Consider the following 26,661-nt stretch of genomic DNA (forward strand, 5'->3'; position numbering starts at 1 on the left):
TTCAAATTAGTTTTTCTAATACCTCAAATAAAAAAACGTCGCTTGTCCTTTCTTGCCCTTTTTTCTTAAAATATCGCCATACTTAATGATTGGTAATTCCTTACTAGTTAATGAGTTTCAGACTTAAGTATGATGTTGTGTTTGCATATAGTTCGGGAAACCGAACTTGAGTAACAATTTGTTACTCATTTACTTCCTGTATATTATTAAACCGATTTGGTTAAATCGCCGCTCCATTGAGCGGCGTTTTTTTCATCCTAATTCTATCACAATTACATATTGATTTCCTGATCCACTTCACAATTTTGACAATTCCTTGTTGATTTCTTGAAATTTGAGCGATTTTGAAAATCTATTATTTTAATCAAAGAGAGAATATTGTAGATTAAGCAACACTTTCACAAAAATATATCACCGTGGGTAAACATACCCACGGCTAATTATAGTAATAATGGTTCCCCTTTGGGGAACATCCTATCTCCCCCAAAGGGGTAGTATTAAAACTAGCCTAGGGTATACTTACCCTAGGCGACATAACTTCATAAAAAAAGGAAGCAAAATGAAAAACTTAGACTGGAATAACCTTGGTTTTAGTTATATTAAAACAGATTACCGTTTCATCGCTCACTGGAAAGAGGGCAAATGGAACGAAGGAAAACTCACGACAGATAGCACATTACATATTCACGAAGGTTCTACCGCACTTCACTACGGTCAGCAATGTTTTGAAGGCTTAAAGGCTTACCGCTGCAAAGATGGTTCAATCAACTTATTCCATCCACAAGCCAATGCAGAACGTATGCAACGTACCGCAGACCGTCTTTTAATGCCACGCGTACCAACTGAATTATTCGTACGTGCGTGTAAAGAAGTGGTTAAAGCTAACCAAGATTGGTTGGGCCCTTACGGCTCTGGTGCAACCTTATACTTACGTCCATTTTTAATTGGCGTAGGCGAAAACATCGGTGTGAAAGCGGCACCAGAGTTTATTTTCTCTGTTTTCTGTTGCCCAGTGGGTGCTTACTTCAAAGGTGGTTTGGCTCCATCAAACTTCATCACGACCGATTACGACCGTGCAGCACCAATGGGAACCGGTGGCGTAAAAGTGGGCGGAAACTACGCAGCAAGCTTACTTCCGCACGAATTAGCAGCAGAACAAGGCACACCAGAACGTAAATTTGCGGATGCTATTTATTTAGATCCAAAAACTCACACCAAAATTGAAGAAGTCGGTGCGGCAAACTTTTTTGGGATCACAAAAGACAATAAATTTATCACGCCAAAATCAGAATCAATTTTACCAAGTATTACCAAATACTCTCTTTTACATATCGCAAAAGAGCGTTTAGGAATGGAAACAATCGAGGGCGATGTGTATATCGATCAGCTAGATCAATTTGCTGAAGCTGGTGCCTGTGGTACAGCAGCAGTAATTACCCCTGTAGGCGGCATTCAACACAACGGCAACTTCCACGTATTCTATTCAGAAACTGAAGTAGGCCCTGTTACCCGTCGTCTTTACGATGAACTAACAGGCATCCAATTCGGTGATGTCGAAGCACCTGAAGGCTGGATTGTGAAAGTAGAATAATTTCTAGCAATATAAAAACCAAAAGAGTGGTTGAAATTAACCGCTCTTTTTTATTGATTCAATCCCCATTGGCGAGAATCTTTATCAAATTTAACACCTGAATGCGAACCTTCTGCGCCGTTAAAATACACATCTTTATTCGCGCAAGCTGAAATAATCAATGTGCCAGCGATAATGAATAACCATTTTTTCATAAATAAACCTTTTTGCTAAATTAAAAACCTGTGAATTGTAGCACAACGACTTCACATCCCAACGAAATATTTCACTTGTCTTGCTAAAATAGAACTTCCCCACTAGAATACCCCCCCCGTAGTTCGCAAACCTCCTACAATAAAAAACTAGGTAGAATATGAATATTTTCAATCCAAACCACGATCGTAAAGCGATTGTCATCTTTTCAGGTGGACAAGATTCCACAACTTGTTTATTCCAAGCTATTGCTAAATACGGCAAAGAAAACGTAGAAGCCATTACCTTTCAATATGGACAGCGTCATGCTATTGAGTTAGAAAAGGCGCGCGCCATTGCGCAAAATTTAGGCATTAAACAAACCTTGATTGATACATCTGTTATGAAAGCTATCACGCATAATGCCTTAATGGATGAACAGTCGCATATTGAGCAAAAAGAGAATGAATTACCAAACACTTTTGTTGATGGTCGCAACGCTCTATTTTTACTTTATGCAGCGATTTATGCGAAAGGTCAAGGCATTCAAGATATTATCACTGGCGTATGTGAAACAGATTTCAGCGGTTATCCCGATTGCCGAGATGTGTTTATCAAGTCTATGAATGTTACATTAAATTTGGCTATGGATTATCAATTCAATATCAAAACACCATTAATGTATCTCACTAAAGCCCAAACTTGGCAACTTGCTGATGAATTAGGCGTATTAGATTATGTACAAAAACATACGCACACTTGCTATGAAGGGATTGAAGAGGGATGCGGAAAATGCCCAAGCTGTATTCTTCGCAATAAAGGCTTACAAGAATATTTAGCACAAAAGTGCGGTAAAAAAACACAAGGAATTTAAACCGCACTTTAAATAAAATAAAAAATTTCTTATTTCCCCTTGATCGCTATAAATTTATGTATATAATGAATCCTGTTTTAGATACTAGATAGTAATTTAATAGTAATGAAACTTGGCTAGTGCATTCCCCCACTCCTTCGCACTAGCCATTTTTTTTGGAATTTTGTACCATATCTCAACTTTTTCCAATCAACGATCCATTATGAATAATCTCGAACTTGAACAACTCATTAACCAAAAACTTTCTTCCGATAAAATCAATGACTATGCCCCAAACGGTTTACAAGTCGAAGGTAAAACAGAAATCAAAAAAATCATTACAGGCGTAACAGCGAGTCTGGCTCTAATTGATTACGCAATCAGTCAAAACGCCGATGCGATTTTGGTTCATCACGGATATTTTTGGAAAAGTGAAAACCCTTGTATCCGAGGAATGAAAGGCAAGCGAATTAAAGCACTTTTAGTAAACGACATTAATTTATATGGCTATCATTTGCCATTAGATGTGCACCCAGAATTAGGCAATAATGCACAATTAGCCAAACTGCTCGACATTAAAAATTTACAACCATTAGAAAAAGGTGCTGTAAGTATTCCTGTTTGGGGCGAATTAAAAGAACCGATGACAGGTAAAGACTTTGCAGAAAAAATAGAAAAAGTGTTAAATCGAAAACCGTTAATTTGCATTGAAAACGGACCGCACTTAATCCGAAAAATTGGTATCTGCACCGGTGGCGGACAAGGTTATATTGATCTTGCGGCAGAACAAGGCTGCGATGCGTTTATTACTGGAGAAGTGTCAGAACAAACGATTCATTCTGCCCGTGAGCAAGGATTACATTTCTTCTCTGCAGGTCATCACGCAACAGAACGATATGGCATCAAGGCATTAGGCGAATGGTTGGCGAAAGAATATGGTTTTGATGTAGAATTTAAAGATATAGATAATCCAGCGTAAAATGCAAAAGTGCGGTAAAAATATTTCTTTTTAACCGCACTTTTATCTTCTGAAATTATCGTTTAAACATTCCGCCTAAACCGCCAAGACCGCCTAAGCCTCCGCCCATTAAGCCTTGCATTCCACGCATCATTTTAGCCATACCGCCTTTACGCATTTTCTTCATCATACGTTGCATTTCATCGAATTGTTTAAGTAATTTATTAACATCTTGCACTTGAGTGCCAGAGCCTAATGCAATGCGACGACGGCGAGATCCTTTGATAATATCTGGGTTCGCACGTTCTTTTAGGGTCATGGAGTTAATGATCGCTTCCATTTTGATAAACATTTTGTCATCTACTTGATTTTTAACGTGATCAGGCAAATTTTTTGCACCTGGTAATTTATCAAGCATAGACATCATACCGCCCATTTTTTTCATCTCGATAAGCTGCTCGCGGAAATCATCTAAAGTGAAATCATCGCCTTTCTTGAATTTCTGCGCCATTTTTTCGGCTTTTTCACGGTCAACAGAACGTTCAAGATCTTCAATCAACGAAAGCACATCGCCCATGCCCAAAATACGGGAAGCGACACGGTCTGGATGGAACGGCTCAAGTGCTTCTGTTTTCTCACCTACCCCCAAGAATTTGATTGGTTTACCTGTGATTTGACGAATTGATAAGGCTGCACCACCACGCGCATCACCGTCCACTTTTGTCAAAATAACACCTGTAAGCGGCAATGCTTCATTAAAGGCTTTTGCCGTATTGGCTGCATCTTGACCAGTCATCGCATCAACAGTGAAAAGGGTTTCGATTGGATTTAACGCTGCATTGACTTGCTTGATTTCATCCATCATTTCTGTATCAACATGCAAACGACCTGCCGTATCCACAATCAACACATCGTAGAATTTCAGTTTTGCATCAGCAAGTGCCGCTTTAGCAATATCAACTGGATTTTGTTTGACATCCGATGGGAAAAAATCCACGCCAACAGATTGAGCCAAAGTTTCAAGTTGCTTAATCGCAGCAGGGCGATATACGTCGGCAGAAACCACTAACACTTTCTTTTTATGGCGTTCACGCAAAAATTTTGCCAATTTACCCACACTGGTGGTTTTACCCGCACCTTGTAAACCTGCCATTAAGATAACTGCTGGTGGTTGGGTTGCGAGATTTAAACTCTCATTGGCTTCGCCCATAGCTTTTTCAAGCTCACGCTGAACGATTTTTAAGAACTCTTGCCCCGGCGTTAAACTTTTATTGACTTCTTCCCCAAGCGCGCTTTCTTTTACTTTTGCGATAAATTCACGCACCACAGGTAAAGCAACATCGGCTTCAAGTAATGCCATACGCACTTCGCGTAAGGTTTCTTTAATATTATCTTCCGTTAAACGACCTTTTCCTGTGATATTACGTAAGGTTTTGGAAAGGCGATCCGATAAATTCTCAAACATGGCTAACAATCCTGTTTTTCTTAAAAAATTAAGCTGATTATACCGAAATTTAGGCGTTTTTCATCATTTCAAATGAAAATGGATTTTTGAGTAGGCGATTTCATGAAGAAAGTATAGGACATAAGGAAAAAGAATGATTATTTAGCCAATTTCAGGTATTATTCTGCCCACTCTTGGCTATTTGAGCAGCTATTTGATTTAGCAAAATCAAATAACAGGTAAAAAGTGCGGTGAAAAATGACCGCACTTTTTGTTGATTAACGAACAAAAGGATTTTCCCTTGGATAGCATTCCCCTTAGTACTTTATTTATTATTCTTATTATCTGTTTAGTTTTATCAGCCTATTTTTCTGGTTCTGAAACTGGACTACTCTCCCTCAATAAATATCGTCTTCGTTTTCTATCTGAACAAGGCAATAAAGGCGCGAAAAAAGCGGAAAAACTGCTAGAAAAGCCAGATACCTTGTTAAGTTTTATTCTTATTTTTAATAACCTTGTGAATATCAGCGCATCTGCAATTGCAACAGTAATTGGTATGCGTTTATATGGCGATGCCGGCGTGGCGATTGCAACGGGTTTGCTCACTTTCGTAATGCTCGTATTTTCTGAAATATTCCCCAAAACGGTGGCTGCAATGCACGCAGAAAAAGTGAGTTTTTTTTCAAGTCATATTTTAACTTCATTGCTTAAAATCTTTTATCCGCTCGTTTGGTTAATGAATATTTTTACTAAATCCTTGATGCAAATAGTAGGGTTAAAACTTGATATGCAAAAACAAGTAATTAGTAGTGAAGAACTGCGTAGTATTGTGTCAGAAGCGGGCGAAGCAACACCAAATGAACAACATCCACAAATGTTGCTGTCTATTTTGGATATGGAGACAGTCACTGTTGATGACATTATGGTTCCCCGCAACGAAATCGGCGGTATAAATATTGATGATGATTGGAGAGCTATTATGCGCCAGCTCAATCACGCCGCACACAATCGTGTTGTACTTTATAAAAGTAGCCTTGATGAACAAGTACTTGGCATTTTGCGCGTGCGTGAAGCATTCCGCTTGCTCCTTGAAAAAAATGAATTTACCAAAGAAACCTTAATTCGTGCCGCTGATGAAGTGTATTTCATTCCTGAAAGCACGCCATTAAAAACGCAACTTGCGAATTTCCGTGCAAATAAAGAGCGCATTGGCTTAGTTGTAGATGAATACGGCGATATTAAAGGGCTTGTGACGTTGGAAGATATTTTGGAAGAAATTGTTGGGGATTTTACCACTTCCACCGCCCCAAGCATTGACAAAGAAGTAATTCAACAGTCTGATGGTTCAATGATTATCGATGGCTCCGCTAATCTACGCGATCTCAACAAAATGTTTAACTGGGAATTAGATACAGAAGATGCTCGTACTTTTAATGGTTTAATCTTAGAACACTTAGAGGAAATACCCGATGAAGGCACGATTTGCGAAATTGATGGTTTGCTAATCACTATTCTTGAAGTGGGCGATAATATGATAAAACAGGCGAAAGTCGTCAAACTTTAATCATAAAAAACTCCGCCAAATTGAACCGCACTTTTGACTTGGATCATAAGTGCGGTTCTTTTTTTGCGCATTTTTTAGAAAAGATTTTTATAATTCTTTCTAGGTATATTTTGATAGAGAACAAAGATATGGAACACGAATATCAACGGGCGGTGACTCGCGTGTGCGTACAAACGGCACTGCTCTTGTTACAACATGGGGCAGAAAGTACCGTGGTGGTACAAATGGCGCAGCGTTTAGGCGTAGCACTTGGCGTAGAAAGTGTAGAATGTGCACTTACGGCAAATGCAGTTGTGCTGACGACCTTATCAGATAATCATTGCATTACTACCGCACGAAAAAATACAGATAAAGGCATTAATATGCAAATGGTCACGGATGTTCAACGCATTGTGATTGCCGTTGAGCATCATTTGTATGAGTTAGAGATCGCACAAAGAAAACTGGATCAATTAAAACCGCTTAAATATAACCGATGGTTAGTTGTATTCATGATTGGCTTATCTTGTGCAGCATTCGCCCATTTATCTGGCGGCGACTGGATAATTTGCGGCATTACCTTTGTGGCAGCCGCCATTGCCATGTTTGTGCGACAAGAATTTTCTAAACGGCACTATAATCCTCTTATCGTCTTTTCCATCACCTCTTTCGTCGCCTCTCTGATTTCTGGCGTGAGCTTAAAATATAACTTAGGTAACGATCCTCAAATTGCCTTAGCATCTAGTGTGTTATTACTTGTGCCAGGGTTTCCGCTGATTAATTCTTTGGCGGATATATTAAAAGGTTATGTGAATATGGGATTAGGCCGTTGGACGATTGCAACTATTCTCACTTTTGGTGCATGTCTTGGTATTGTATTCGCTTTAAGCCTATTACATATTACAACTTGGGGGCATTAAAATGTTATTAGACATCACAATATTTATCTTGAAATTACTCGATGATATGCTATTTGCTGCGATTCCAGCGGTGGGCTTTGCTTTAGTATTTAATGTACCGCCCAAAGCCTTAAAATATTGTGCAATTTTAGCCGCACTTGGGCATGTTACACGCACATTATTACTGCATATTAATATGCCTATTGTATTTGCTACATTCTTTGCCACTTGTGTGATTGGATTTTTAGGCGTGCATCTTTCCCATCGTTATTTAGCCCATCCCAAAGCCTTCACCGTTGCCGCAATTATCCCCATGATTCCCGGTGTTCATGCTTATAAAGCAATGATTTCAATGGTACAAATTCATCATTTTGGCTTTTCTGATGCTTTATTTGAACAGATGATTAGTTCCTTTATTAATACCAGTTTTATCCTAGGCGCAATAGTATTTGGATTGGCTTTACCGGGCTTATTGTTTTATCGACAAAAACCTGTGGTGTAACACTAAAAACAGTGCAACAAAAAAGCCGACATTTGTCGGCTTTCTACTATTCTTGTGATTTTTTCTTGAGGTATTCATAAAGCTCATCTTTAATCCGTAATTTTTCTTTTTTCAAAGCCTCAATTTCCATGTGAGTGGCGAGCTGAATGTTTTCCTGCATATTCTTAATTTCATGATCTAATTCGTTATGCTTTTCAAAAAGACGATCAAAATAAGCATCATTACTTTTAAGCTGGGTAATTAAGTCTCGATATTCGGGAAACATAGCATTGCTCCTATAGTGGTTTTAACTGGTTTCAGTTTACTACATTCACCCCAAATAAACAGAACAGGATCTTAAAAATTTGACAACGATCACAAAAATTTATTTATCGCAAATAATTCTTTATTCTTTTGCTTTTTTATTTCTTCCTGCACCTAAAATCATCATCGCTAACAAACTAAGAATAATTCCAAAGCCAGCACCAATACCCGTTGAGATAACATAAGGTTTCTCTGCCATCACAAGATTAGGCTGTTGAACAAAATGAAATGCCACCAAATTATTATCTAATGGTTGAATAGATTGCATCATCTTCAATTTATTTTGTGAGATGAAAACACTTCCTCGCAAAACCAGTCCGCCACCGATAAGCATAAACAGAAAAGAAAGAATAAATTTTCTCATAATTTACCTAAAATTCAGACTAAATGGGGCTGGGTTCTAACACAAAGTGCGGTCAATTTTTCTTTATTTTTATCCGCTGGCTTTTAAACTGGTTTATTTAAAGAAAGCACGCTAGAATAAGGCTATTTTCATTTCAACGAAAAAAGTAAGGAAATTCTATGATCGATCCAAATTTGCTCCGTAATAATTTATCCGAAGTCGCAGAAAAATTAAAAGTAAAACGCAACTTTATTCTTGATACAGAAAAACTCACTTCATTAGAAGAACAACGCAAGAACTTACAAGTCACTACTGAAAATTTACAAGCGGAACGTAACTCGCGTTCCAAAGCGATAGGTGCAGCCAAAGCGCGTGGTGAAAATATCGAACCATTATTGGCTGAAGTAGATAATATGGGCAACCAATTGACTGAAGCAAAAGCACAATTAGATGCGGTACTTGCGGAAATCAATCAAATTGCATTAAGTATTCCAAATCTACCTGCAGACGAAGTGCCATTAGGCAAAGATGACACCGAAAATAAAGAAATCTTACGTTGGGGCACGCCACGTACATTTGATTTTGAAGTAAAAGATCATGTGGCTTTAGGCGAAGAAGCAAATGGCTTAGATTTTGCCGCAGGAGCTAAATTAGCTGGTGCGCGTTTTGCCGTAATGAAAGGTCAAATCGCTAAAATGCACCGTGCATTAGCGCAATTTATGTTAGATCTTCATACTGAACAGCACGGCTATTTAGAAACCTATGTGCCTTATTTAGTGAATCACGCCACACTTTATGGCACTGGGCAATTACCAAAATTTGGGGAAGATTTATTCCATACGCTTGCTTTAGAAGGCGAACAACCTTACGCATTAATTCCAACCGCAGAAGTGCCAGTCACTAATTTAGTGCGTGATGTAATTATTGATGAAGCAGAATTGCCAATAAAAATGACCGCACATACACCATGTTTCCGTTCAGAAGCAGGCTCTTACGGTCGTGATACTCGCGGTTTAATTCGTATGCACCAATTTGATAAAGTGGAAATGGTACAAATCGTTGATCCAGATAAATCAATGGAAGCACTTGAAGAATTAACAGGTCATGCGGAAAAAGTATTGCAATTATTAAATTTACCATACCGTAAAGTTTTACTTTGCACAGGCGATATGGGCTTTGGTTCTTGCAAAACTTACGACTTAGAAGTGTGGGTGCCTGCACAAAATACTTATCGTGAAATTTCTTCTTGCTCAAATATGTGGGATTTCCAAGCTCGCCGTATGCAAGCACGTTGTAAAGCAAAAGGCGATAAGAAAACGCGCTTAGTGCATACCTTAAATGGTTCTGGCTTGGCTGTTGGTCGTACTTTAGTGGCTGTGCTTGAAAACTATCAAAATGCAGATGGTTCAATCACCGTGCCAGAAGTGCTACGTCCGTATATGGGCGGATTAGAAATTATTGGAAAATAATCCTTCTATAAATAAAAAAGCGTGGATTTTAAAATTTCCACGCTTTTTTATTAAGCTATTTCAACAGCGACATCGGATTCTGATTTAGATTTTAATTCACCTACTTCATATAAATCAATGCCCGCATCTTTGGCTATTTCAATGACCGTTTGAACGCTATTAGGCTCAACTGCCACTAATAAACCGCCTGATGTTTGAGGATCGCACAAAATCGCTTTTTGTTCTTCCGTTAATAAACCCACTTTATGCCCATAACTTTCAAAATTACGCCCTGTTCCTCCGGGGACGCAACCTTGAGCAATATAATCTTTTACGCCGTCCAAGGTTTTAATTTTGTCCGCAAAAACTACCGCACTTAGATTTGAACCTTCACAGATTTCAATTAAATGACCAAGTAAACCAAATCCTGTGACATCCGTCATTGCTGTTACGCCATCCACTTGGGAAAATTGGCTACCAATGGAATTCATTTGGAACATAGCGGCAGTGGCTAAACCTTGATGTTCTGGCTTAAGTTTTCCTTTTTTCTCCGCCGTCGTCAAAATACCGATACCAAGCGGTTTCGTCATATAAAGCTTACAACCTGATTTTGCAGAAGCATTACGTTTCACTTTTTCAGTGTCAATCACGCCTGTCACCGCTAAACCAAAAATAGGTTCGGGTGAATCAATGGAATGTCCACCTGCCAAAGCAATACCCGCTTGATGGCAAGCAAAGCGACCGCCATCAACAATTTTCTGTGCAACTTCTGCAGGTAATACATTAGTTGGAAAACCTAAAATAGCGATTCCCATAATCGGCTTACCGCCCATAGCAAAAATATCACTGATGGCATTGGTTGCGGCAATTCGTCCAAAATCAAAAGGATCATCTACAATCGGCATGAAAAAGTCTGTGGTACTGATAATCGCAGTTCCATTCCCAAGATCATACACCGCTGCATCGTCTGCGGTTTCATTGCCGACGAGCAGATTTGGATCATAAAATTTTTCCAGTTCTGAATGTAAAATTGTCCCTAACACCTTAGGCGAAATTTTACAGCCTCAACCTGCACCATGGCTGTATTGCGTCAGCCGAATTTTTTCTTCCATTTCTTATTTACCTTGTTGAATATTCGTTTTCGAGAATATGACGTTTAAACCTATTCTTAATCATAAAGATCTTCGCCATCTTTCCTTGTACGCAATAATTGCAAAATCCAAACATATTGCTCTGGCGTTGGCGTAACAAAAGATTCTATTTCTTCGTTCATTGCTCGGGCTGATTGTTCAGGATCATCGCTTAAATTCATTGCAGGATGAATTTCCATTTCATATTTGCCGGTTTCAGCGTTATAACGAGGAAACATTGGAATAACAACGGCTTTAGAAAGTTTTGCCATTTTATTTAATCCCGGTAATGTTGCTTTATAAGTCCCAAAGAAATCAACAAATACGCTTTGCTCCGCACCAAAATCTTCATCCGGTAAGTAATAACCCATTTCGCCTTTACGAACATGATTTAAAAAGGGTTTAATACCATTTTGGCGAGCATGCATTTTTCCGCCAAAACGTTGGCGTATAATTGTCCAAAGCCAATCCACCAGTGGATTACGATGTGGATTATACATAGAAGTCATTGGCATGCCTTGAGTGTGCAAAATAATGCCAGACGCATCAATCGCCCAGCCATGTGGCACCATAAGAATAATATTCTTGCATTCAGCTTTTGCCTGTTCGATATGTTTAAGACCGATAAATTCACTGCGTTTTTGCAAATGTTTCTTTGAACGGATGGCAATCTCACCAATACCAAACATAACCTGAGCGACAACCGCAAACATTTTATCAATGACTTGCTCACGTTGTTGTTCAGTCCAATGAGGAAAGCAATATTGCAAGTTAGTTTGCGCGCGCGTACGCTGTTTCTTTGCTTTATGCCCAATCCAAATACCTAATTTTCCCGCCAATTTATCGCGCAGACGAAAAGGCACAAATGCTAACAACAATAAAAAGAAAATACCGAGCCAAATTCCCCAATATTGAGGCTTTAAATACGACCATGAAAAGTGCGCTTCATAGCCCACTCTCGCCGTCAGACGTAAATTTTGTTGATTATCCGACATAATAAAATGAAATTAATTTTAACCGCACTTTTGTGCGCTTTCCGAATTAAAAATGAAACCAGCCCTGATCGTAAACCATTTTGGCCGTCATCATAAAAGACATGATAACAACCATCGGTCGAATCAAGGTTTTACCTTTCGTCATCACCATTTTGGCGCCTAAATTTGCACCTAAAATGCTCCCAGCCATCATCACGAACCCCACTTTCCAAAGAATTTGTCCGCCCAATAAGAAAAGTGCAAAAGAAGCAAGGTTCGAAGTGAAGTTCATCACTTTTGCATGTGCTGTCGCTTTCGGGAGATTAAATCCTAGCAAAGTAACACAGGCCAAACTCATAATTGAGCCCGTTCCTGGGCCAAAGAAGCCATCATAAAAACCTAAAAATGGGCTAATTAAAAGACCAAATAACAGATAATTTAATCGTTGTTTCCGATCTTCATCACCTAATTTAGGGGTAAATAAAAAATACAGACCAATGACTAAAATCAGAAAAGGCAGAATTTTTCTGAAAATCGCCACGTCAATTGATTGAATTAATAATGTACCTAGGGCAGAACCTAAGAAAACCCAAATCAAAATAAACCAAATATCGCGTAAATTGACCGCTCTTTTTCGCAAGAAATAAAGACTTGCGGATAATGCACCGCCCATAGCTTGCAATTTGTTAGTGCCTAACGCCATTGCTGGTGGCATACCAGTCATGAGCAACGCTGGAATGGTGATTAATCCCCCACCACCAGCAATTGCATCGATAAATGATGCGACAAAACCAACACAAAACAATATTGCTAAAAGATCAATTCCGATATCCATATTGATTTACCTTAATTCTATTCTAACCATTCATTTCGATTCGGGGAATTTAAAATTTGTTGGCACAAAAACGGCTCAGGTGGTGTAACTTTAGGTTTGCTCACTGAAGCACCTGGTTTTGGTGGCTCAAACCAAGAATATAATTCGTCTCCACAACCATCACTGGGAGGAACGGGTGCTTGATTTTCACAATAAGACGCATCTGCTGGGCAAGTTAAACGAACATGAAAATGAGAGTCGTGTCCATACCAAGGACGAACTTTGTGTAACCAGCCGCGATCATTGCCAGCAGTTTGACATAATTTTACCTTAATCGCAGGATTAACAAAAATACGTGCCACATTTGGATCTTTCGCGGCTAATTTGATTAACGTCGCATGATTGCTATTCCATACGCGTTCATCCACTCGTTGCGCCTTTCTATCTACAACTAATAAACCTTTACCATCAGAATTCAGCGCATCGGCGTCCGACATTTCGCCCATTCTTAACCAAATATCCGCATCTAATCCCATCTGATGGCTAGCATGACCCGTTAAAAATCGTCCACCACCTGGCATGGCAATATCGCCCACTAACATCGTTGGTAACCCAGCAGCTTTAGCACGTTGTCCCAAACGTTCAAGATACTGAATCATATTTGGATGACCATAATAACGATTGCGATTCATACGAATAACTTGGTAACCGTCTCCTTTCGGCGGTAGTGCTTGCGCCCCAATAATACATCCATTGGTATAACTACCAATAGGTTTTGCTTTCCCATCGCCACTTGGTATTGGACGTTTCACTTTTTGCCAATCTAGAGGAGACGCAGCAACGTTCAGAGAGAAAAGTGCGGTAAAAATTATGGTTTTTTTTAATAAAATTTTATTCATTCTAAAGTTTTGCTATGGGTAAGCATATCTTAGATTTTGCCGTGGGTAAGTATATCCTAGGTCTTGCCGTGGGTAAGTATATCCTAGGTTTTACCGTGGGTAAGTATATCCTAGGTTTTGCCGTGGGTAAGTATACCCACGGTTAGAAAAATAGTTCCCCTTTGGGGAACTTTACACTTACCCCAAAGGGGTAATATCAAACTAACCTAGGGTATACCTACCCTAGGAACAGACTCACATATAGGTACACCTTAAGTTCAGCCCCATTGAAGAACTTTCCACTTACCCCAAAGGGGTAACATCAAACTAACCTAGGGTATACCTACCCTAGGCACAGACTCCCATCTTATACTAAGATTATTTACACTGCGCCTTAAAACGTAATAGATGATCTAATAAGACAATCGCCATCATGGCTTCTGCGATGGGTACAGCACGAATACCCACACAAGGATCGTGACGACCTTTTGTCACAACTTCTACTGGCTCGCCATTAAGATTAATTGAACGACCAGAAATTGTAATACTTGAAGTTGGTTTTAACGCAATCGTGGCGATAATTGGCTGTCCTGAACTAATTCCGCCTAAAATGCCGCCTGCGTGATTACTTTCAAAGCCATTAGGTGTCATTTCATCACGATGTTCCGAACCACGTTGTTCAACCACTGCAAAACCATCACCAATTTCGACGCCTTTTACTGCATTAATTCCCATTAATGCGTGAGCAAGATCTGCATCTAAACGGTCAAATACTGGCTCGCCCAATCCTACTGGCACATTTTCTGCAATAACGGTAAGTTTTGCGCCAATAGAATCCCCTTCTTTTTTAAGTTCACGGATCAATTCATCAAATTTTTCTACCGCACTTTCATCAGGGCAAAAGAATGGATTGCTGTTTACCTTTTCCCAATCAATTTCTCCGATGGTCTGTGGCAAAATTTTCACATGACCGATTTGACTTAAAAAACCGCGCACCTCAATGCCAAAATATTCGCGTAAATATTTTTTTGCAATCGCTCCCGCTGCAACTCGCATCGCTGTTTCACGCGCTGAAGAACGCCCACCGCCACGGTAATCACGAATGCCATATTTTTGCTGATAGGTAAAGTCTGCATGACCAGGGCGAAAACGATCTTTAATCTCGCCATAATCTTGAGAACGCTGATCAGCATTTTTAATGATCATTCCAATACTTGTGCCTGTGGTTTTTCCTTCAAACACACCAGATAAAATTTGAACTTCATCATCCTCACGACGCGGCGTGGTATATCGTGATGTCCCAGGTTTACGACGATCTAAATCTGGCTGAATATCTTGCTCAGATAATTCAAGATTTGGCGGTACCCCATCAACGATACAGCCTAATGCAATCCCATGTGACTCCCCAAAGGTCGTCACACGAAAAAGTTGTCCAATTGTATTACCTGCCATAATTTCCCCTTATTTTTTTACATCAACAAAGGGAATTTCTTCGCCAGTGTCATTATTTTTGATAAATACATCTAATTGATTAAAGGCAATATCAATATTATGTTCTGCAAATAATTCATTAATACGGCGATTAATAGCATCTGTAGTACTGGTACGATCTCCAACTTGTTCTACATAAACACGTAATTCGTGATCCAAAGTACTTGCACCAAAAGTTAAAAAATAAGCAGATGGTTTAGGATCGCGTAAAACAGTCGGCTGTTCATCAGCTGCTTGAAGTAATAATTGGCGTACGAGTGTTAAATCAGAACCATAAGCAACACCAACGCTAATCACTAAACGTGTCATCGTGTTAGATAATGCCCAGTTGGTTACTTGACCTGTTACAAAAGATTTATTTGGCACAATCACTTCTTTGCGATCAAAATCAATCAATGTAATTGCACGAATGCGAATTTTCGCTACAGTACCACTTACACCATTAATGGTTACGACATCGCCAACTCGGATTGGGCGTTCAAATAACAAAATAATGCCCGACACAAAGTTTGCAAAAATCTCTTGCATACCAAAACCAAGACCAACAGAAAGTGCGGCGAATAACCATTGTAATTTTGACCAAGACATCCCTAAGGTTGCAAATGCCCACGCACCACCAATGGCGATAAAAATATAAGTGAGCAATGTCGTAATCGTATAAGGCGTACCTTGTGAAAGATTCACTCGAGAGAAAATTAATACTTCCAAAATGCCTGAAATATTACGAACCAACACATAAGTAATTCCTACGATAACTAAAGCAACAAGAAGATTAAATAAAGTAATGCTTTCCACTACAGTGCCAGCATCGGTTGTCGTGGTTTGTTGCCAAAGTGTAATTTCACGTAAATAGCTCACTACTGTGACTAAATCTGACCATACGTAGTAGAAAATCCCCAATAATGCTGTCCAAATAAAGAGATCTACAAAACGTAATAATTGGCTACGCACATCATTTAACGCCAAACTTTCCTCTGGCTCTCCCACTGCAACCACATCATCAGAGGATATATTTTCATAATTATTTTCAAGTGCTTTTTGACGACGTTTTTCTGCTAAACGGCGATGTGCTAAACGACGAGAAGAAACCGTAATACCACGGTAAATCGTATTGCGTACTAACCACCATACACACCAAGCAATATAAGAATGAATAAAATGCTCAATTAAATTTAAAGCGGTGTAGTAATAGCCTAAAACAATAAGTACGATTAATCCCACAGGAATTAATCTCAAACCAATTTGTACAATTCTTATTAACCAATGATGTTTATTTGTTTCAGGTTCATAAGAGCGAAGTACTCGATTAAAACGAGGGGCAATAATCGCCGCACAGAAAATTAGAGCTGTAATAGTATTAATTTGACCTAACACATCATTAGCTAAACCTGCATCAGTGACATTGCTAAACACAGAAGTATTTAAAAGCAATACAATCACAATAATAATGCGTTGGATAACACCACGAAAACGTTGTGCATTCTCTTTTGAAGATTCAAAATGATTAACAAAAATACCATTTGGACGGAACAATGAAATCCAAAATGTAAAGAACCACCAATAACCCGCCATACTAAATGACCAATGCCAAAATTCTTCTGGATTTTTGAAGAAAAAGAAGCCGATCATTTGGCAAACTGCTAAAAACCAAAGTGTACTAGAAAGCGTTAAAAACGCAGTTAATAACAGGGCAAGTGGCGTACTCCACTGACTATCTGTATCTAAGCGATGTATTTCACGATTAATTTTGTTTAATTGTTGTTTAATACGATTTTTAAATTTAAAAATTGCACCGCCTACAATAAATAACCCTAAGAAATACATAAGTAAATAAGGTAAATTGTCATAATTAGTTGGAAAACCTAATTTTTTCAACATACCATTAAACTGTTCAATTAAAGCTCTTGGCAGCATTTTTATCCAATCTAAATTAATGGGATTATTACTTTTCACCCAAAAACTTTGCTGCTCTAATTTAGATTGAATTTGATCACTGATTTGTGTAATTTGCTGCTGTGTTAATTCCAAAGAAATCGCGAGATTTAATTGATTATTTAAGGATTTAATCAGATCAGATGTCATTTTCCGACGCTCAGTTAATAGCGTTTTAACTTGCGTTCTTTCTGCCTCAGTAAATTGTTTTCCATCTTCACTTTCAACTTTATTAATATAGTTATTTAGATCATAAAGTTCATTGCGTTTTTGAGTAATGTCAAAAATATGCACACGCAAATCGGCAATTTGTTTTGATAAACCTTGAATATTTAAGTTAGTCGGTAATTTTTGTTTTTGTTGCTGGATAATACGTGAAAGAACTAACGTGCCTTGTAATGCACTAATTTGTTCATCAATAGTATGTTGAGTTTGAGTGAGGCTATCTAAAATATTCCGCATTCTTAACTCATCTTGAGTTAATGAATTCGCTTTTTCTGTTTGTTGTAATAGATACTGACCAAGCTGTGCATTGCGATCAAGTTCTTTTTGAATGTAATCATTTTGCACAGTTTTTTGCTGTTGCTGCTGAGCTTGTTCTAGTTGATTTTGTGATTGCTGAAGATTTTTTTGATTAATGACTTCTTGAATCGCAATAATATTTTGTTGTTGCACCTGCAAACGTAAATTCAATAGGTCGTAACGACTTTGATAAAGTAAAGAAAGCTGATCATTATTTTTTAATAAATTTTGATTATAACTATTCTTTAAATCAATCAGTTGTAATTCAACCTGATATTGTTTTCGTAATGAGCTACCAATATCATTATTGGCCAATTGTTGATTAATTTGCTGTGTGCGTACAACATTTTCCGTTAATGCTGCTTGAGCTCGTTCAGAAATAGAATTTTGCCCTGCCAATTGTGCATTTGCCGCGCCTAATGCGTTTTGCGTATCTTGTAATTGATCATTTAACTTAGCGAGACTATTTTGTAAATAGTCCTGTGACTGTGCATTATAATCAGTACTTGTTGCTGTTTCTTGTTGTTTTTTTAATGCTTGAATTTCTGCATTATTCTTTCTAATTTCACTCTCTGAATGGCTTAATGTTGTTTGCAATGCATCATTGATTTTTTGTTGAGCTTGAATTTGCTGCAATAAATCAATTGATGTTTGTAATTCTGCTAACAACGTATTTTTTGCTTCCCCCTCACTCATTTTTTGAGCGTTAGCCAAATCGGCTTTAAGCGATTGCTCCGTTGGTAATACATTTGTTGAATTTGCCCCTAATGCCCCTTGTGAAACACTAAGGGTAAACATTGCCGAGGCAAAAAGTGCGGTAAAAAATGGAGGTGTTTTCATAAGTTTCCTAATCATTATTTTTTCCTAATCTAAATGGTAAAATTAATTTATCTTATCTTGCTTTGCCAGCCAATCGGCAAGCTGTTTACGTGAGATCTTAATGCCTTTCCCAAGCATCAGTGGTAAAGGATAATATGCAATAGGTTGTTTAAAACGTGCGAGTTTATCTTGTAAAAAAAACATTAAATTTTCAACCGCACTTTTGCTAAAGGATTCATTAAAATCCACTAAAGCGACAGGACGCTGACCAAATTCTTTGTTTTTTTGTGGTAAAACAAACACTTGATTAACTGAAGAATGTTGAATAATCACTTGTTCAATTTCTTCTGGCTGAATATTTTCGCCACCAGAAATAAACATATTATCAAGTCGTCCGATAATAACAAGTTCGCCCTCTTGCAAAACACCTTTATCTTTTGTCTGAAGCCAACCTTGGTTATTCGTTAATGAAACAATTTGTCGATCCTTCCAATAACCCATCGCCAAACCTGCACCTTTCAGCCAAATTTCATCATTTACTAAGCAATATTCTCTGCCTAATAGCGGTTGCCCCACACCTTGTTTTTCATCAGATTTTTTGGCAAAAACTGTCGAAGCCATTTCCGTCATTCCGTAGCCAGAATAAGTTTCAATACCATATTTCACTATTTTTTTCGTGAGTTCAGCAGGAATATGCGTACCACCAAGTAAAATATGACGTGTAGAAAATGAAATAATCGAATTTTCCTGTAAATAATCTAACAAACGTTGTAATTGCGTTGGCACAAGAGAAACGTGGGTAGTTTCTAATAATGAAGCATAAAAATCATCTTTTGGGAAATGTAATTGCGCACCACAATATAACCAACGCCAAACAATACCTTGCCCTGAAACGTGATATAAGGGTAATGAAAGTAACCAAGATTGATTACAATCAAACTTCATTAAGTTACATACCCCTTTTGCATTATCCAAATGCGCTTGGACATTATGCACAACTGCTTTTGGTAAGCCTGTAGAACCAGAGGTTAGCGTCATCGTCGCAGGACGAAAAAAATCAGCTTTTTGTGTAAAAACATCAATTTCTTGCAAATTCAGCAAATCTTTATCATAAAAACAAAAATCAATTTGATAAAACTCACATAATTCTGCAATTTTTTCTTGTGGAAAAGCAGGATTGATACCTAAAACTTTTGCACCAAGCTGAATTGTAGCTAGATATAAAAATAAAATTTTCTCTGAATTTTTTCCCACAAAAGCAACCGCACTTTCCGCATTTACTCCTTTTTTTTGTAAAAAAGCCACCGTTTGGTTAATCTTTGTAGTTAATTCTATCCAAGTAAGTGCATCGCTCTGCTTAGTACGTAAAGCGATTTTATCTGAGAAATCAGGTTGAATAGCAAAATGTTGCCAAGGATACATTATTAATTTACCGTGAAATATGATCGTACTTCATCAATCAATGTTTCAGGTAATTCCATAGATTGCATTGCGCCTTCTAGCATTAACATTTTTCGTCCACTATTTGTATTGGTAATAACCCAATAAGGCGTATCTGGAATTTGTTTTGGTTTTGTATGATTGCCAGCCATTAATAATGTCGCTTCATCACGAGCAAAATAAACCCGTGTACGTCCCTGTAAAGATTCTGTGGCTTGAGCAAAACTTTCAGGATTTGTACGATAAAGCACACGTAAAATCGCTAAGAAACGCACCACCGCCTTACTTTCTTCTTTGAATTCATCTGAATTTAATAAAGTTTGGACTTTTTCTACTATCTGATTAATTGCGTTTATTGATTGCTTTTTTGTTGTTTTGATATTTACTTCTTTCACATTAATAGCCTGTTCTGGCTTTTGATCTGCGGATTTGTTAGTTTCTGCTGAAGTAAGAACTAAATCATCAACACTTGAAGTATGCACAGGTAAACTAAGCAAACGACGTAAAATATCCGAAGCACTTTCCCCAATAGAGCGGGTTTGGCTCGCAATATATTGGTATAATTCTTCATCTACTTCAATGATCTTCATTTTTATCTCTCTGTTTGCTAAAATTTTTTCAATTATAACGACTTCTTTACAAATTCTCACGTAAAAATTATGGTAAAATCATTACTCAATTATCAATTTCATCAAGTAAAACAAACGATTAATACGCCTGTTTTAATTTTTATTCACGGTTTATTCGGCGATATGGATAATCTCGGCGTTATCGCGAGAGCTTTTAGTGAACATTACAATATTTTACGTATTGATCTACGCAATCACGGTCATAGTTTTCATTCGGAGAAAATGAATTATCAACTGATGGCTGAAGATGTTATCGAGGTAATCCGCCACTTAAGTTTATCCAAAGTGATATTAATTGGTCATTCTATGGGTGGAAAAACCGCCATGAAAATCACCGCACTTTGCCCAGAATTAGTCGAAAAATTAATCGTAATTGATATGTCCCCTCTGCCTTATAAAGGATTTGGTCATAAAGATGTGTTTAATGGCCTATTTGCGGTAAAAAATGCAAAGCCTGAAAATCGTCAGCAAGCCAAACCGATTTTAAAACAAGAAATTAATGATGAAGACGTTGTACAATTTATGTTGAAATCTTTTGATGTTAATTCAGCTGATTGTTTTCGTTTTAATCTTACCGCGCTTTTTAACAATTATGCCGATATTATGGATTGGGAAAAGGTACGTGTATTTACGCCAACTCTTTTTATTAAGGGTGGAAATTCCTCTTATATAAAAATAGAAAATAGCGAAAAAATTCTAGAACAATTTCCTAATGCAACTGCCTTTACGATTAATGGGAGTGGACACTGGGTTCACGCCGAAAAACCTGATTTTGTTATTCGTGCAATTAAACGATTTCTAAATAAGAATTAAGTGGTTTAAGTGAGAATGCTTTTATGATATAGTTCGCCGAATTTGGATAAGTCTTATAATCAATAGATTAAATTTAATATAAAAGGAAATAAAAATGGCAATAGTTGGTCTTTTTTATGGTAGTGATACTGGAAATACTGAAAACATCGCAAAACAAATCCAAAAACAATTAGGTAGCGATTTAATTGATATTCGTGATATTGCCAAAAGTAGCAAAGAAGATATTGAAGCATACGATTTCTTGCTTTTCGGTATCCCAACTTGGTATTACGGCGAAGCACAAGCAGACTGGGATGATTTTTTTCCAACACTCGAAGAAATCGATTTTACAGATAAACTTGTAGGTATTTTTGGCTGTGGCGATCAAGAAGATTATGCGGATTATTTCTGTGATGCTATTGGAACTGTGCGCGATATTATAGAGCCACACGGTGCAATTGTGGTAGGAAATTGGCCAACAGAAGGCTATAATTTTGAAGCTTCAAAAGCCTTATTGGAAGATGGCACTTTCATCGGATTATGTATTGATGAAGATCGCCAGCCAGAGCTTACCGCAGAGCGTGTAGAAAAATGGTGTAAACAAATTTATGATGAAATGTGTTTAGCTGAATTGGCTTAACATTTTTGCATAATAGGAAGAAAAATTATGTCTGAAGAAAATATTAAATTACTCAAAAAAGCAGGATTAAAAATTACAGAGCCTCGCTTAACTATTCTCGCTTTAATGCAAAATCATAAAAATGAACATTTTTCTGCAGAAGATGTTTATAAAATTTTGCTGGAACAAGGTAGTGAAATTGGATTAGCCACAGTTTATCGTGTGCTTAATCAATTTGATGAAGCGCATATTGTAATCCGTCATAATTTTGAGGGAAATAAATCCGTTTTTGAGCTTGCTCCAACAGAACATCACGATCATATTATTTGTGAAGATTGCGGCAAAGTATTTGAATTTACTGATAACATTATTGAACAACGTCAGCGTGAAATCAGCGAAAAATACGGCATAAAATTAAAAACGCATAACGTATATCTTTACGGAAAATGCAGTGATATTAATCATTGTGATGAAAACAATTCAAAATAAATTAATATCTAAGGCGACAAAATGTCGCCTTTCTTATATTCAAATTTTATCCGAAAAAATAACCGCACTTTATTACAGTGCGGTTATTTAATTTAACTTTTTTATCTGTTAATAAACGCCTTGAGCCAACATAGCATCAGCTACTTTAACAAAGCCTGCTACATTTGCACCAACAACATAGTTAATGTTTTCTTGACCTTCAATTGTGCCGTATTTTTTACAGTTTGTGTGAATATCTAACATAATGCGATGTAATTGAGCGTCCACTTCTTCCGCTGTCCAATATAAACGTTGTGAACTTTGTGCCATTTCTAAACCAGAAGTGGCAACACCACCAGCGTTGGCAGCTTTACCCGGCCCAAATAATACATTTGCAGCGAGTAATGCTTCTGTTGCTTCAATTGTTGTTGGCATATTGGCACCTTCAGCCACTAATTTCACACCATTTTTAATTAAAAGTTGTGCATCAGAAAGTTCTAACTCATTTTGAGTTGCACAAGGAAGCGCGATATCAACTTTCACTTCCCAAGGGCGTTTACCTTCAAAATATTGTAAACCAAACTGCTCCGCATAATCTTTCACACGCCCACGTTTTGTATTTTTAATTTCGAAAAGTGCGGCTAATTTTTCAGTAGTAAATCCATTTGGATCATAAACATAACCCGATGAATCAGAACAAGTTACTACTTTTGCACCAAGCGATAATGCTTTTTCAATCGCGTATTGTGCTACATTACCAGAACCAGAAACTGAAACTACTTTACCTGCAAAACTATCGCCTTTTTCAGCAAGCATTGCTTGAGCAAAATAAACTAAGCCATATCCCGTTGCTTCCGGACGAATTAAACTACCACCGAAAGAAAGACCGCGACCAGTGAAAACACAAGCTGATTGGTTTGATAATTTTTTCATATAGCCCGCTAAATAGCCAACTTCGCGCCCGCCAACACCTATATCGCCAGCAGGAACATCTGTATCAGCTCCTACGTGACGATAAAGTTCAGCCATTAATGCTTGGCAAAAACGCATAACTTCAGCATCAGATTTGCCTTTTGGATCAAAGTCCGAACCGCCTTTTGCTCCGCCCATAGGCAATGTTGTTAAAGCATTTTTAAAGATTTGCTCAAAACCTAAGAATTTTAAGATAGATAAATTTACTGATGGATGGAAACGCATTCCCCCTTTAAATGGGCCTATGGCACTATTAAATTGTACACGAAATGCTCGGTTTACTTGCACTTGCCCTTTATCATCAGTCCACGCCACACGGAATTGAAATGCACGTTCTGGTTCAACTAAACGTTCTAATAATGCTTCTGAACGATATTTAGGATTGGCTTCTAAAAAAGGCCAAATTGATGTGAATACCTCGCGAACCGCTTGTAAAAATTCAGGTTGATGACCATCGCGTTGAACAACTTTTGTTAAAAATGCGTCTAAGGAAGCAACTTTTGACATAATGAATTTCCCTCTTTGTTGATGTTGTGTATATTGTATTTTTATTGTCTTCGCCTCGTGAGGCGCATAGACAATATGCAATGGCTAATTTAATCTTGCAACCATTTTTATAAAGGAAATTTAAAGAAAAGGAAAAAGTAAAGAAATTATCTAAAAAAATATCGTATTCATTAGATAAAAAATAAAAAACGACAGAAAACCATCAGGTAATGATATTTTCAATAAAAATATAGAACAGACTACAAATCATATTTCTAGTAAATCACTACGAAAATATGTTTTATGAAAAAAACAAAATTAGGGTTATATCAATATAATAAAAACGGGGGCAAAGCCCCCATACTATTAACAACTCAATTCATCATTGTGTTTTTTCTGATTCATCATTATTTTCAACCGCACTTTCATCGTCTTTTGGTTGATAAAATCGAGCAACCAATAGACCTAGCTCAAACAGCAAGCACATCGGTACGGCAAGCAAAGTTTGTGAAAAAACATCAGGAGGCGTTAAAAGCATTCCAATAAAAAATGCCACAACAATAATATAAGGGCGTTTTTCGGAAAGAGCCTTTACAGTGGTAACACCAGTCCAGCAAAGTAGAATAATCGCAATTGGCACTTCAAAACAAACGCCAAAAGCTAAAAATAACGCCAAAGCAAAATCTAAATAACTACTAATATCTGTTGCGATGGCAACACCTTCTGGGGCTGTTTGTGTAAAGAAGCTGAATACAAAAGGAAAGACGACATAGTAAGCAAAAGCAACACCGCAATAAAATAAAATCGTACTAGAAAATAACAACGGATAAATCATCCGTTTTTCGTGCTGATATAAAGCAGGTGCAATAAAAGCCCAAATTTGATAAAGCAAATAAGGAACAGAAATAAAAATTGCAACAATCACAGTTAATTTAATTGGCGTAAAGAAAGGAGTTTGAATATTGGTTGCAATCATTGTTGCGCCTTTTGGCATAACAGCCGTTAAAGGTGCTGCAACAAAATGATAAATATCATTGGAAAAATACACCAAAGCAACAAAAGCCAATACCACACAAATTACACAGCGTAATAAACGGTTTCTTAGCTCAACAAGGTGCGTAATTAAAGGTTGAGATTCATCCACATTACTCATAAAAACTCGCTATGATTTAGTTTTTGAAGATTGAGATTTTGACGCTGGAGCGATTTCAATATCATCAGGAGGATAATAGCTAGATAAATGTGTGTTCAGTTCTGCTTTCTCGTGAGTTTCAAGTGCGGTCAAATCTGTAGGTGTTTTTTCTGCTTCAGATAAAGTTTCTGCAGCCTCCTCAACTGAGATTGCATTTTGAGGCTTTTCTGCATTTTCAGCCGCACTTTTGATTTCTTTGATTTGATCTTCCACCGTTGTACCAGCTTGAACCGCTTTATCTTCTAGCTCCGCTTTCATCTTATCTGCTCGAGCTTTTAATTCTTCCACCGTTTTACTCAATTCTGGTGAAAGGGCTTGCAAGTTAAGGGATTCCGCTTTTTTAATACTATCTTGTAATTCTTGCAATTTTAGCTCTTGTTTCAACTCATTTTGAACGTTAGCAGCTAAACCACGAATCGTTTTTACCCAATCCATTACAGTGCGAATTGCTATAGGCAAACGTTTCGGGCCTAATACAACTAATCCCAAAATCATTAGCAAAATAAGTTCTGAAAAACCAATATCAAACACGGATTAAGCCTGTTCTTTCTCTTTTATACTTTCTTTTTTTGCAGAAGCTGTTTCATTATCTATAGACTGAAATTCTGCATCTTTTACTTTTTCATCTTCTTTCATCGCTTTTTTGAAACCCTTCACTGCTGCGCCAAGATCTGAGCCGGCATTTCTTAATTTTTTCGTGCCAAAAATCAATAAAATAACGACTAATAAAATAATCAGTTGAGCGGGGGACAAACCAAACATAATAAACTCCGTTCTGTAAAAAAGAAAAAATTTGGCTCGGAATATACTCTTTTTAGCCATTTAGAACAATAGCTATCGGAGATTATTTTTATGTTATCCTGATCTTAATCATAAAAGTTGATTTTTAACTTATTTATGTAATAAAAAAGTTAAAATTTATCTATCTCTAAAAATTGTATTTTTCTTCTAACTCTGTGATTTAACCACTTTTATCCTTTTAGCTTGTTTCAGGAATCTGCGGTAAATTCACGGCTTCCACCGAGCCTAATGCTTTCGCTTTTTGATAAAATGCTAACTTATATTCCAGTAAGTCTAAATAGCGTTTTAATTCGGCAATTTGACACTTCACATTTTCTGTTTGATTTTCAAATAAGGACAGGCGTTCTTCAATAGTATCGTCGCCAATGATAGTACATTCCGCAAAGCGTTTGATATCTTTTAAGCTCATTCCCGTATTTTTCAAGCATTGTAATAAACTTAACCATTGCAAATCCTTATCGGTAAAACGGCGATTACCGTATTCATCACGTCCGACATTAGGTAACAAGCCTTCTTTGTCATAAAAGCGTAAGGTGTAGGCGGAAATGCCTATTTTTTCAGCAGCTTTAGCGGTGGTGTAAGTCACTTTTTATTCCCTTTAAACAAAAAATGGTAAAAAACACTTGCTTTAGAGTGAACTCTAAAGT

At 37.4% G+C, this 26,661-nt stretch carries 27 protein-coding genes and 1 riboswitch; of the genes, 10 read left to right on the forward strand and 17 right to left on the reverse strand.

What is annotated here, in order from left to right; all coding sequences use genetic code 11:
- Positions 1-559: 559 nt before the first annotated feature.
- Entirely contained in the window at positions 560-1,591 is a 1,032-nt protein-coding gene (locus tag ACPT8Q_RS07605) for a branched-chain amino acid aminotransferase (protein WP_050948504.1), read from the forward strand.
- 50 nt (positions 1,592-1,641) lie between these two features.
- On the opposite strand, the gene ACPT8Q_RS07610 is transcribed toward ACPT8Q_RS07605, so the two are convergent.
- Entirely contained in the window at positions 1,642-1,785 is a 144-nt protein-coding gene (locus ACPT8Q_RS07610; protein ID WP_005689278.1) for a hypothetical protein, read from the reverse strand.
- A 112-nt stretch (positions 1,786-1,897) separates the two neighbouring features.
- Positions 1,898-1,942, forward strand: a riboswitch (PreQ1 riboswitch).
- Between the two features lies 1 nt (position 1,943).
- Here ACPT8Q_RS07610 and queC point away from each other — a divergent pair.
- Positions 1,944-2,636: a 7-cyano-7-deazaguanine synthase QueC gene (gene queC, locus ACPT8Q_RS07615; protein WP_050948505.1), complete on the forward strand. Its 693-nt coding sequence runs from the start codon at positions 1,944-1,946 to the stop codon at positions 2,634-2,636.
- Between the two features lie 202 nt (positions 2,637-2,838).
- On the forward strand, positions 2,839-3,594 hold the full coding sequence (locus ACPT8Q_RS07620) for a Nif3-like dinuclear metal center hexameric protein (protein ID WP_050948506.1): 756 nt from the start codon (positions 2,839-2,841) through the stop codon (positions 3,592-3,594).
- A 55-nt stretch (positions 3,595-3,649) separates the two neighbouring features.
- On the opposite strand, the gene ffh is transcribed toward ACPT8Q_RS07620, so the two are convergent.
- Positions 3,650-5,038, reverse strand: coding sequence for a signal recognition particle protein (gene ffh, locus ACPT8Q_RS07625; RefSeq protein WP_050948507.1), 1,389 nt, complete (start codon positions 5,036-5,038; stop codon positions 3,650-3,652).
- Between the two features lie 280 nt (positions 5,039-5,318).
- Between ffh and ACPT8Q_RS07630 the strand changes: the two genes are divergently transcribed.
- The 3 genes from ACPT8Q_RS07630 to ACPT8Q_RS07640 all read left to right on the forward strand — a co-directional run bounded on the left by ACPT8Q_RS07630 (position 5,319) and on the right by ACPT8Q_RS07640 (position 7,961).
- A complete protein-coding gene (locus tag ACPT8Q_RS07630) occupies positions 5,319-6,581 on the forward strand; it encodes an HlyC/CorC family transporter (RefSeq protein ID WP_040034093.1) in 1,263 nt (420 codons plus the stop codon).
- Positions 6,582-6,709: 128 nt separating this feature from the next.
- Positions 6,710-7,480 carry a threonine/serine ThrE exporter family protein gene (locus tag ACPT8Q_RS07635; RefSeq protein ID WP_005667922.1) on the forward strand — a complete coding sequence of 257 codons (771 nt, stop codon included), beginning with the start codon at positions 6,710-6,712 and terminating at the stop codon, positions 7,478-7,480.
- A 1-nt stretch (position 7,481) separates the two neighbouring features.
- Positions 7,482-7,961 (forward strand): threonine/serine exporter family protein, encoded by a 480-nt coding sequence (locus ACPT8Q_RS07640; RefSeq protein ID WP_005628250.1) that lies wholly within the window; start codon positions 7,482-7,484, stop codon positions 7,959-7,961.
- Between the two features lie 46 nt (positions 7,962-8,007).
- On the opposite strand, the gene ACPT8Q_RS07645 is transcribed toward ACPT8Q_RS07640, so the two are convergent.
- Together ACPT8Q_RS07645 and ACPT8Q_RS07650 are read right to left on the reverse strand one after the other, a co-directional pair.
- Positions 8,008-8,226 carry a YdcH family protein gene (locus ACPT8Q_RS07645; protein WP_050948508.1) on the reverse strand — a complete coding sequence of 73 codons (219 nt, stop codon included), beginning with the start codon at positions 8,224-8,226 and terminating at the stop codon, positions 8,008-8,010.
- A 120-nt stretch (positions 8,227-8,346) separates the two neighbouring features.
- On the reverse strand, positions 8,347-8,628 hold the full coding sequence (locus ACPT8Q_RS07650) for a hypothetical protein (RefSeq protein WP_050948509.1): 282 nt from the start codon (positions 8,626-8,628) through the stop codon (positions 8,347-8,349).
- Between the two features lie 158 nt (positions 8,629-8,786).
- Here ACPT8Q_RS07650 and serS point away from each other — a divergent pair, with 158 nt between their 5' ends.
- A complete protein-coding gene (gene serS / locus ACPT8Q_RS07655) occupies positions 8,787-10,076 on the forward strand; it encodes a serine--tRNA ligase (protein ID WP_050948510.1) in 1,290 nt (429 codons plus the stop codon).
- A 50-nt stretch (positions 10,077-10,126) separates the two neighbouring features.
- Here the strand turns inward: serS and selD are convergent, their stop codons facing one another.
- From selD to seqA, 8 genes are all read right to left on the reverse strand, one after another.
- Complete coding sequence (gene selD, locus ACPT8Q_RS07660) at positions 10,127-11,167, reverse strand: selenide, water dikinase SelD (RefSeq protein ID WP_080358466.1); 1,041 nt, start codon at positions 11,165-11,167, stop codon at positions 10,127-10,129.
- 56 nt (positions 11,168-11,223) lie between these two features.
- Positions 11,224-12,180: a lauroyl-Kdo(2)-lipid IV(A) myristoyltransferase gene (lpxM, locus tag ACPT8Q_RS07665; RefSeq protein ID WP_050848281.1), complete on the reverse strand. Its 957-nt coding sequence runs from the start codon at positions 12,178-12,180 to the stop codon at positions 11,224-11,226.
- 46 nt (positions 12,181-12,226) lie between these two features.
- Complete coding sequence (locus ACPT8Q_RS07670; RefSeq protein ID WP_050948511.1) at positions 12,227-12,994, reverse strand: TSUP family transporter; 768 nt, start codon at positions 12,992-12,994, stop codon at positions 12,227-12,229.
- Positions 12,995-13,011: 17 nt separating this feature from the next.
- Positions 13,012-13,872 carry a penicillin-insensitive murein endopeptidase gene (mepA, locus tag ACPT8Q_RS07675; protein WP_050948512.1) on the reverse strand — a complete coding sequence of 287 codons (861 nt, stop codon included), beginning with the start codon at positions 13,870-13,872 and terminating at the stop codon, positions 13,012-13,014.
- A 357-nt stretch (positions 13,873-14,229) separates the two neighbouring features.
- On the reverse strand, positions 14,230-15,303 hold the full coding sequence (gene aroC / locus ACPT8Q_RS07680; protein WP_050948513.1) for a chorismate synthase: 1,074 nt from the start codon (positions 15,301-15,303) through the stop codon (positions 14,230-14,232).
- A 9-nt stretch (positions 15,304-15,312) separates the two neighbouring features.
- On the reverse strand, positions 15,313-18,636 hold the full coding sequence (gene mscK, locus ACPT8Q_RS07685; RefSeq protein ID WP_050948514.1) for a mechanosensitive channel MscK: 3,324 nt from the start codon (positions 18,634-18,636) through the stop codon (positions 15,313-15,315).
- 42 nt (positions 18,637-18,678) lie between these two features.
- The gene (gene menE, locus ACPT8Q_RS07690) at positions 18,679-20,037 is read right to left on the reverse strand and encodes an o-succinylbenzoate--CoA ligase (RefSeq protein ID WP_050948515.1); all 1,359 of its coding nucleotides are present in this window, start codon (positions 20,035-20,037) and stop codon (positions 18,679-18,681) included.
- A gap of 2 nt (positions 20,038-20,039) precedes the next feature.
- On the reverse strand, positions 20,040-20,645 hold the full coding sequence (gene seqA / locus ACPT8Q_RS07695; RefSeq protein ID WP_050948516.1) for a replication initiation negative regulator SeqA: 606 nt from the start codon (positions 20,643-20,645) through the stop codon (positions 20,040-20,042).
- Positions 20,646-20,714: 69 nt separating this feature from the next.
- Between seqA and ACPT8Q_RS07700 the strand changes: the two genes are divergently transcribed.
- The 3 genes from ACPT8Q_RS07700 (at position 20,715) to fur (ending at position 22,584) form a co-directional block, all read left to right on the forward strand.
- On the forward strand, positions 20,715-21,497 hold the full coding sequence (locus tag ACPT8Q_RS07700) for an alpha/beta fold hydrolase (RefSeq protein WP_050948517.1): 783 nt from the start codon (positions 20,715-20,717) through the stop codon (positions 21,495-21,497).
- 94 nt (positions 21,498-21,591) lie between these two features.
- On the forward strand, positions 21,592-22,116 hold the full coding sequence (fldA, locus tag ACPT8Q_RS07705; protein ID WP_005648709.1) for a flavodoxin FldA: 525 nt from the start codon (positions 21,592-21,594) through the stop codon (positions 22,114-22,116).
- Between the two features lie 27 nt (positions 22,117-22,143).
- A complete protein-coding gene (fur, locus tag ACPT8Q_RS07710; RefSeq protein WP_005671209.1) occupies positions 22,144-22,584 on the forward strand; it encodes a ferric iron uptake transcriptional regulator in 441 nt (146 codons plus the stop codon).
- A gap of 108 nt (positions 22,585-22,692) precedes the next feature.
- Here the strand turns inward: fur and gdhA are convergent, their stop codons facing one another.
- The 5 genes from gdhA to ACPT8Q_RS07735 form a co-directional block, all read right to left on the reverse strand.
- Complete coding sequence (gene gdhA / locus ACPT8Q_RS07715; protein WP_050948518.1) at positions 22,693-24,042, reverse strand: NADP-specific glutamate dehydrogenase; 1,350 nt, start codon at positions 24,040-24,042, stop codon at positions 22,693-22,695.
- Positions 24,043-24,403: 361 nt separating this feature from the next.
- Positions 24,404-25,174, reverse strand: coding sequence for a twin-arginine translocase subunit TatC (gene tatC / locus ACPT8Q_RS07720; protein ID WP_050948519.1), 771 nt, complete (start codon positions 25,172-25,174; stop codon positions 24,404-24,406).
- A 9-nt stretch (positions 25,175-25,183) separates the two neighbouring features.
- Positions 25,184-25,744, reverse strand: coding sequence for a Sec-independent protein translocase protein TatB (gene tatB, locus ACPT8Q_RS07725; RefSeq protein ID WP_050948520.1), 561 nt, complete (start codon positions 25,742-25,744; stop codon positions 25,184-25,186).
- Between the two features lie 3 nt (positions 25,745-25,747).
- Positions 25,748-25,975, reverse strand: coding sequence for a twin-arginine translocase TatA/TatE family subunit (tatA, locus tag ACPT8Q_RS07730; protein ID WP_021034982.1), 228 nt, complete (start codon positions 25,973-25,975; stop codon positions 25,748-25,750).
- A 217-nt stretch (positions 25,976-26,192) separates the two neighbouring features.
- Entirely contained in the window at positions 26,193-26,600 is a 408-nt protein-coding gene (locus ACPT8Q_RS07735) for a MerR family transcriptional regulator (protein WP_005671199.1), read from the reverse strand.
- Positions 26,601-26,661 lie beyond the last annotated feature (61 nt).

This window comes from Haemophilus sp. HN_Hi10 (genome assembly GCF_049821985.1).
Classification (GTDB): Bacteria; Pseudomonadota; Gammaproteobacteria; order Enterobacterales; family Pasteurellaceae; genus Haemophilus; species Haemophilus influenzae_D.

Excerpts from the sequence above, each read along its gene's own strand:
- ACPT8Q_RS07605 (WP_050948504.1), top strand. The coding sequence starts at position 560 with ATGAAAAACTTAGACTGGAATAACCTTGGTTTTAGTTATATTAAAACA.
- ACPT8Q_RS07610 (WP_005689278.1), bottom strand. The coding sequence starts at position 1,785 with ATGAAAAAATGGTTATTCATTATCGCTGGCACATTGATTATTTCAGCT.
- queC (WP_050948505.1), top strand. The coding sequence starts at position 1,944 with ATGAATATTTTCAATCCAAACCACGATCGTAAAGCGATTGTCATCTTT.
- ACPT8Q_RS07620 (WP_050948506.1), top strand. The coding sequence starts at position 2,839 with ATGAATAATCTCGAACTTGAACAACTCATTAACCAAAAACTTTCTTCC.
- ffh (WP_050948507.1), bottom strand. The coding sequence starts at position 5,038 with ATGTTTGAGAATTTATCGGATCGCCTTTCCAAAACCTTACGTAATATC.
- ACPT8Q_RS07635 (WP_005667922.1), top strand. The coding sequence starts at position 6,710 with ATGGAACACGAATATCAACGGGCGGTGACTCGCGTGTGCGTACAAACG.
- ACPT8Q_RS07640 (WP_005628250.1), top strand. The coding sequence starts at position 7,482 with ATGTTATTAGACATCACAATATTTATCTTGAAATTACTCGATGATATG.
- ACPT8Q_RS07645 (WP_050948508.1), bottom strand. The coding sequence starts at position 8,226 with ATGTTTCCCGAATATCGAGACTTAATTACCCAGCTTAAAAGTAATGAT.
- ACPT8Q_RS07650 (WP_050948509.1), bottom strand. The coding sequence starts at position 8,628 with ATGAGAAAATTTATTCTTTCTTTTCTGTTTATGCTTATCGGTGGCGGA.
- serS (WP_050948510.1), top strand. The coding sequence starts at position 8,787 with ATGATCGATCCAAATTTGCTCCGTAATAATTTATCCGAAGTCGCAGAA.
- lpxM (WP_050848281.1), bottom strand. The coding sequence starts at position 12,180 with ATGTCGGATAATCAACAAAATTTACGTCTGACGGCGAGAGTGGGCTAT.
- ACPT8Q_RS07670 (WP_050948511.1), bottom strand. The coding sequence starts at position 12,994 with ATGGATATCGGAATTGATCTTTTAGCAATATTGTTTTGTGTTGGTTTT.
- mepA (WP_050948512.1), bottom strand. The coding sequence starts at position 13,872 with ATGAATAAAATTTTATTAAAAAAAACCATAATTTTTACCGCACTTTTC.
- aroC (WP_050948513.1), bottom strand. The coding sequence starts at position 15,303 with ATGGCAGGTAATACAATTGGACAACTTTTTCGTGTGACGACCTTTGGG.
- mscK (WP_050948514.1), bottom strand. The coding sequence starts at position 18,636 with ATGAAAACACCTCCATTTTTTACCGCACTTTTTGCCTCGGCAATGTTT.
- menE (WP_050948515.1), bottom strand. The coding sequence starts at position 20,037 with ATGTATCCTTGGCAACATTTTGCTATTCAACCTGATTTCTCAGATAAA.
- seqA (WP_050948516.1), bottom strand. The coding sequence starts at position 20,645 with ATGAAGATCATTGAAGTAGATGAAGAATTATACCAATATATTGCGAGC.
- ACPT8Q_RS07700 (WP_050948517.1), top strand. The coding sequence starts at position 20,715 with ATGGTAAAATCATTACTCAATTATCAATTTCATCAAGTAAAACAAACG.
- fldA (WP_005648709.1), top strand. The coding sequence starts at position 21,592 with ATGGCAATAGTTGGTCTTTTTTATGGTAGTGATACTGGAAATACTGAA.
- fur (WP_005671209.1), top strand. The coding sequence starts at position 22,144 with ATGTCTGAAGAAAATATTAAATTACTCAAAAAAGCAGGATTAAAAATT.
- gdhA (WP_050948518.1), bottom strand. The coding sequence starts at position 24,042 with ATGTCAAAAGTTGCTTCCTTAGACGCATTTTTAACAAAAGTTGTTCAA.
- tatC (WP_050948519.1), bottom strand. The coding sequence starts at position 25,174 with ATGAGTAATGTGGATGAATCTCAACCTTTAATTACGCACCTTGTTGAG.
- tatA (WP_021034982.1), bottom strand. The coding sequence starts at position 25,975 with ATGTTTGGTTTGTCCCCCGCTCAACTGATTATTTTATTAGTCGTTATT.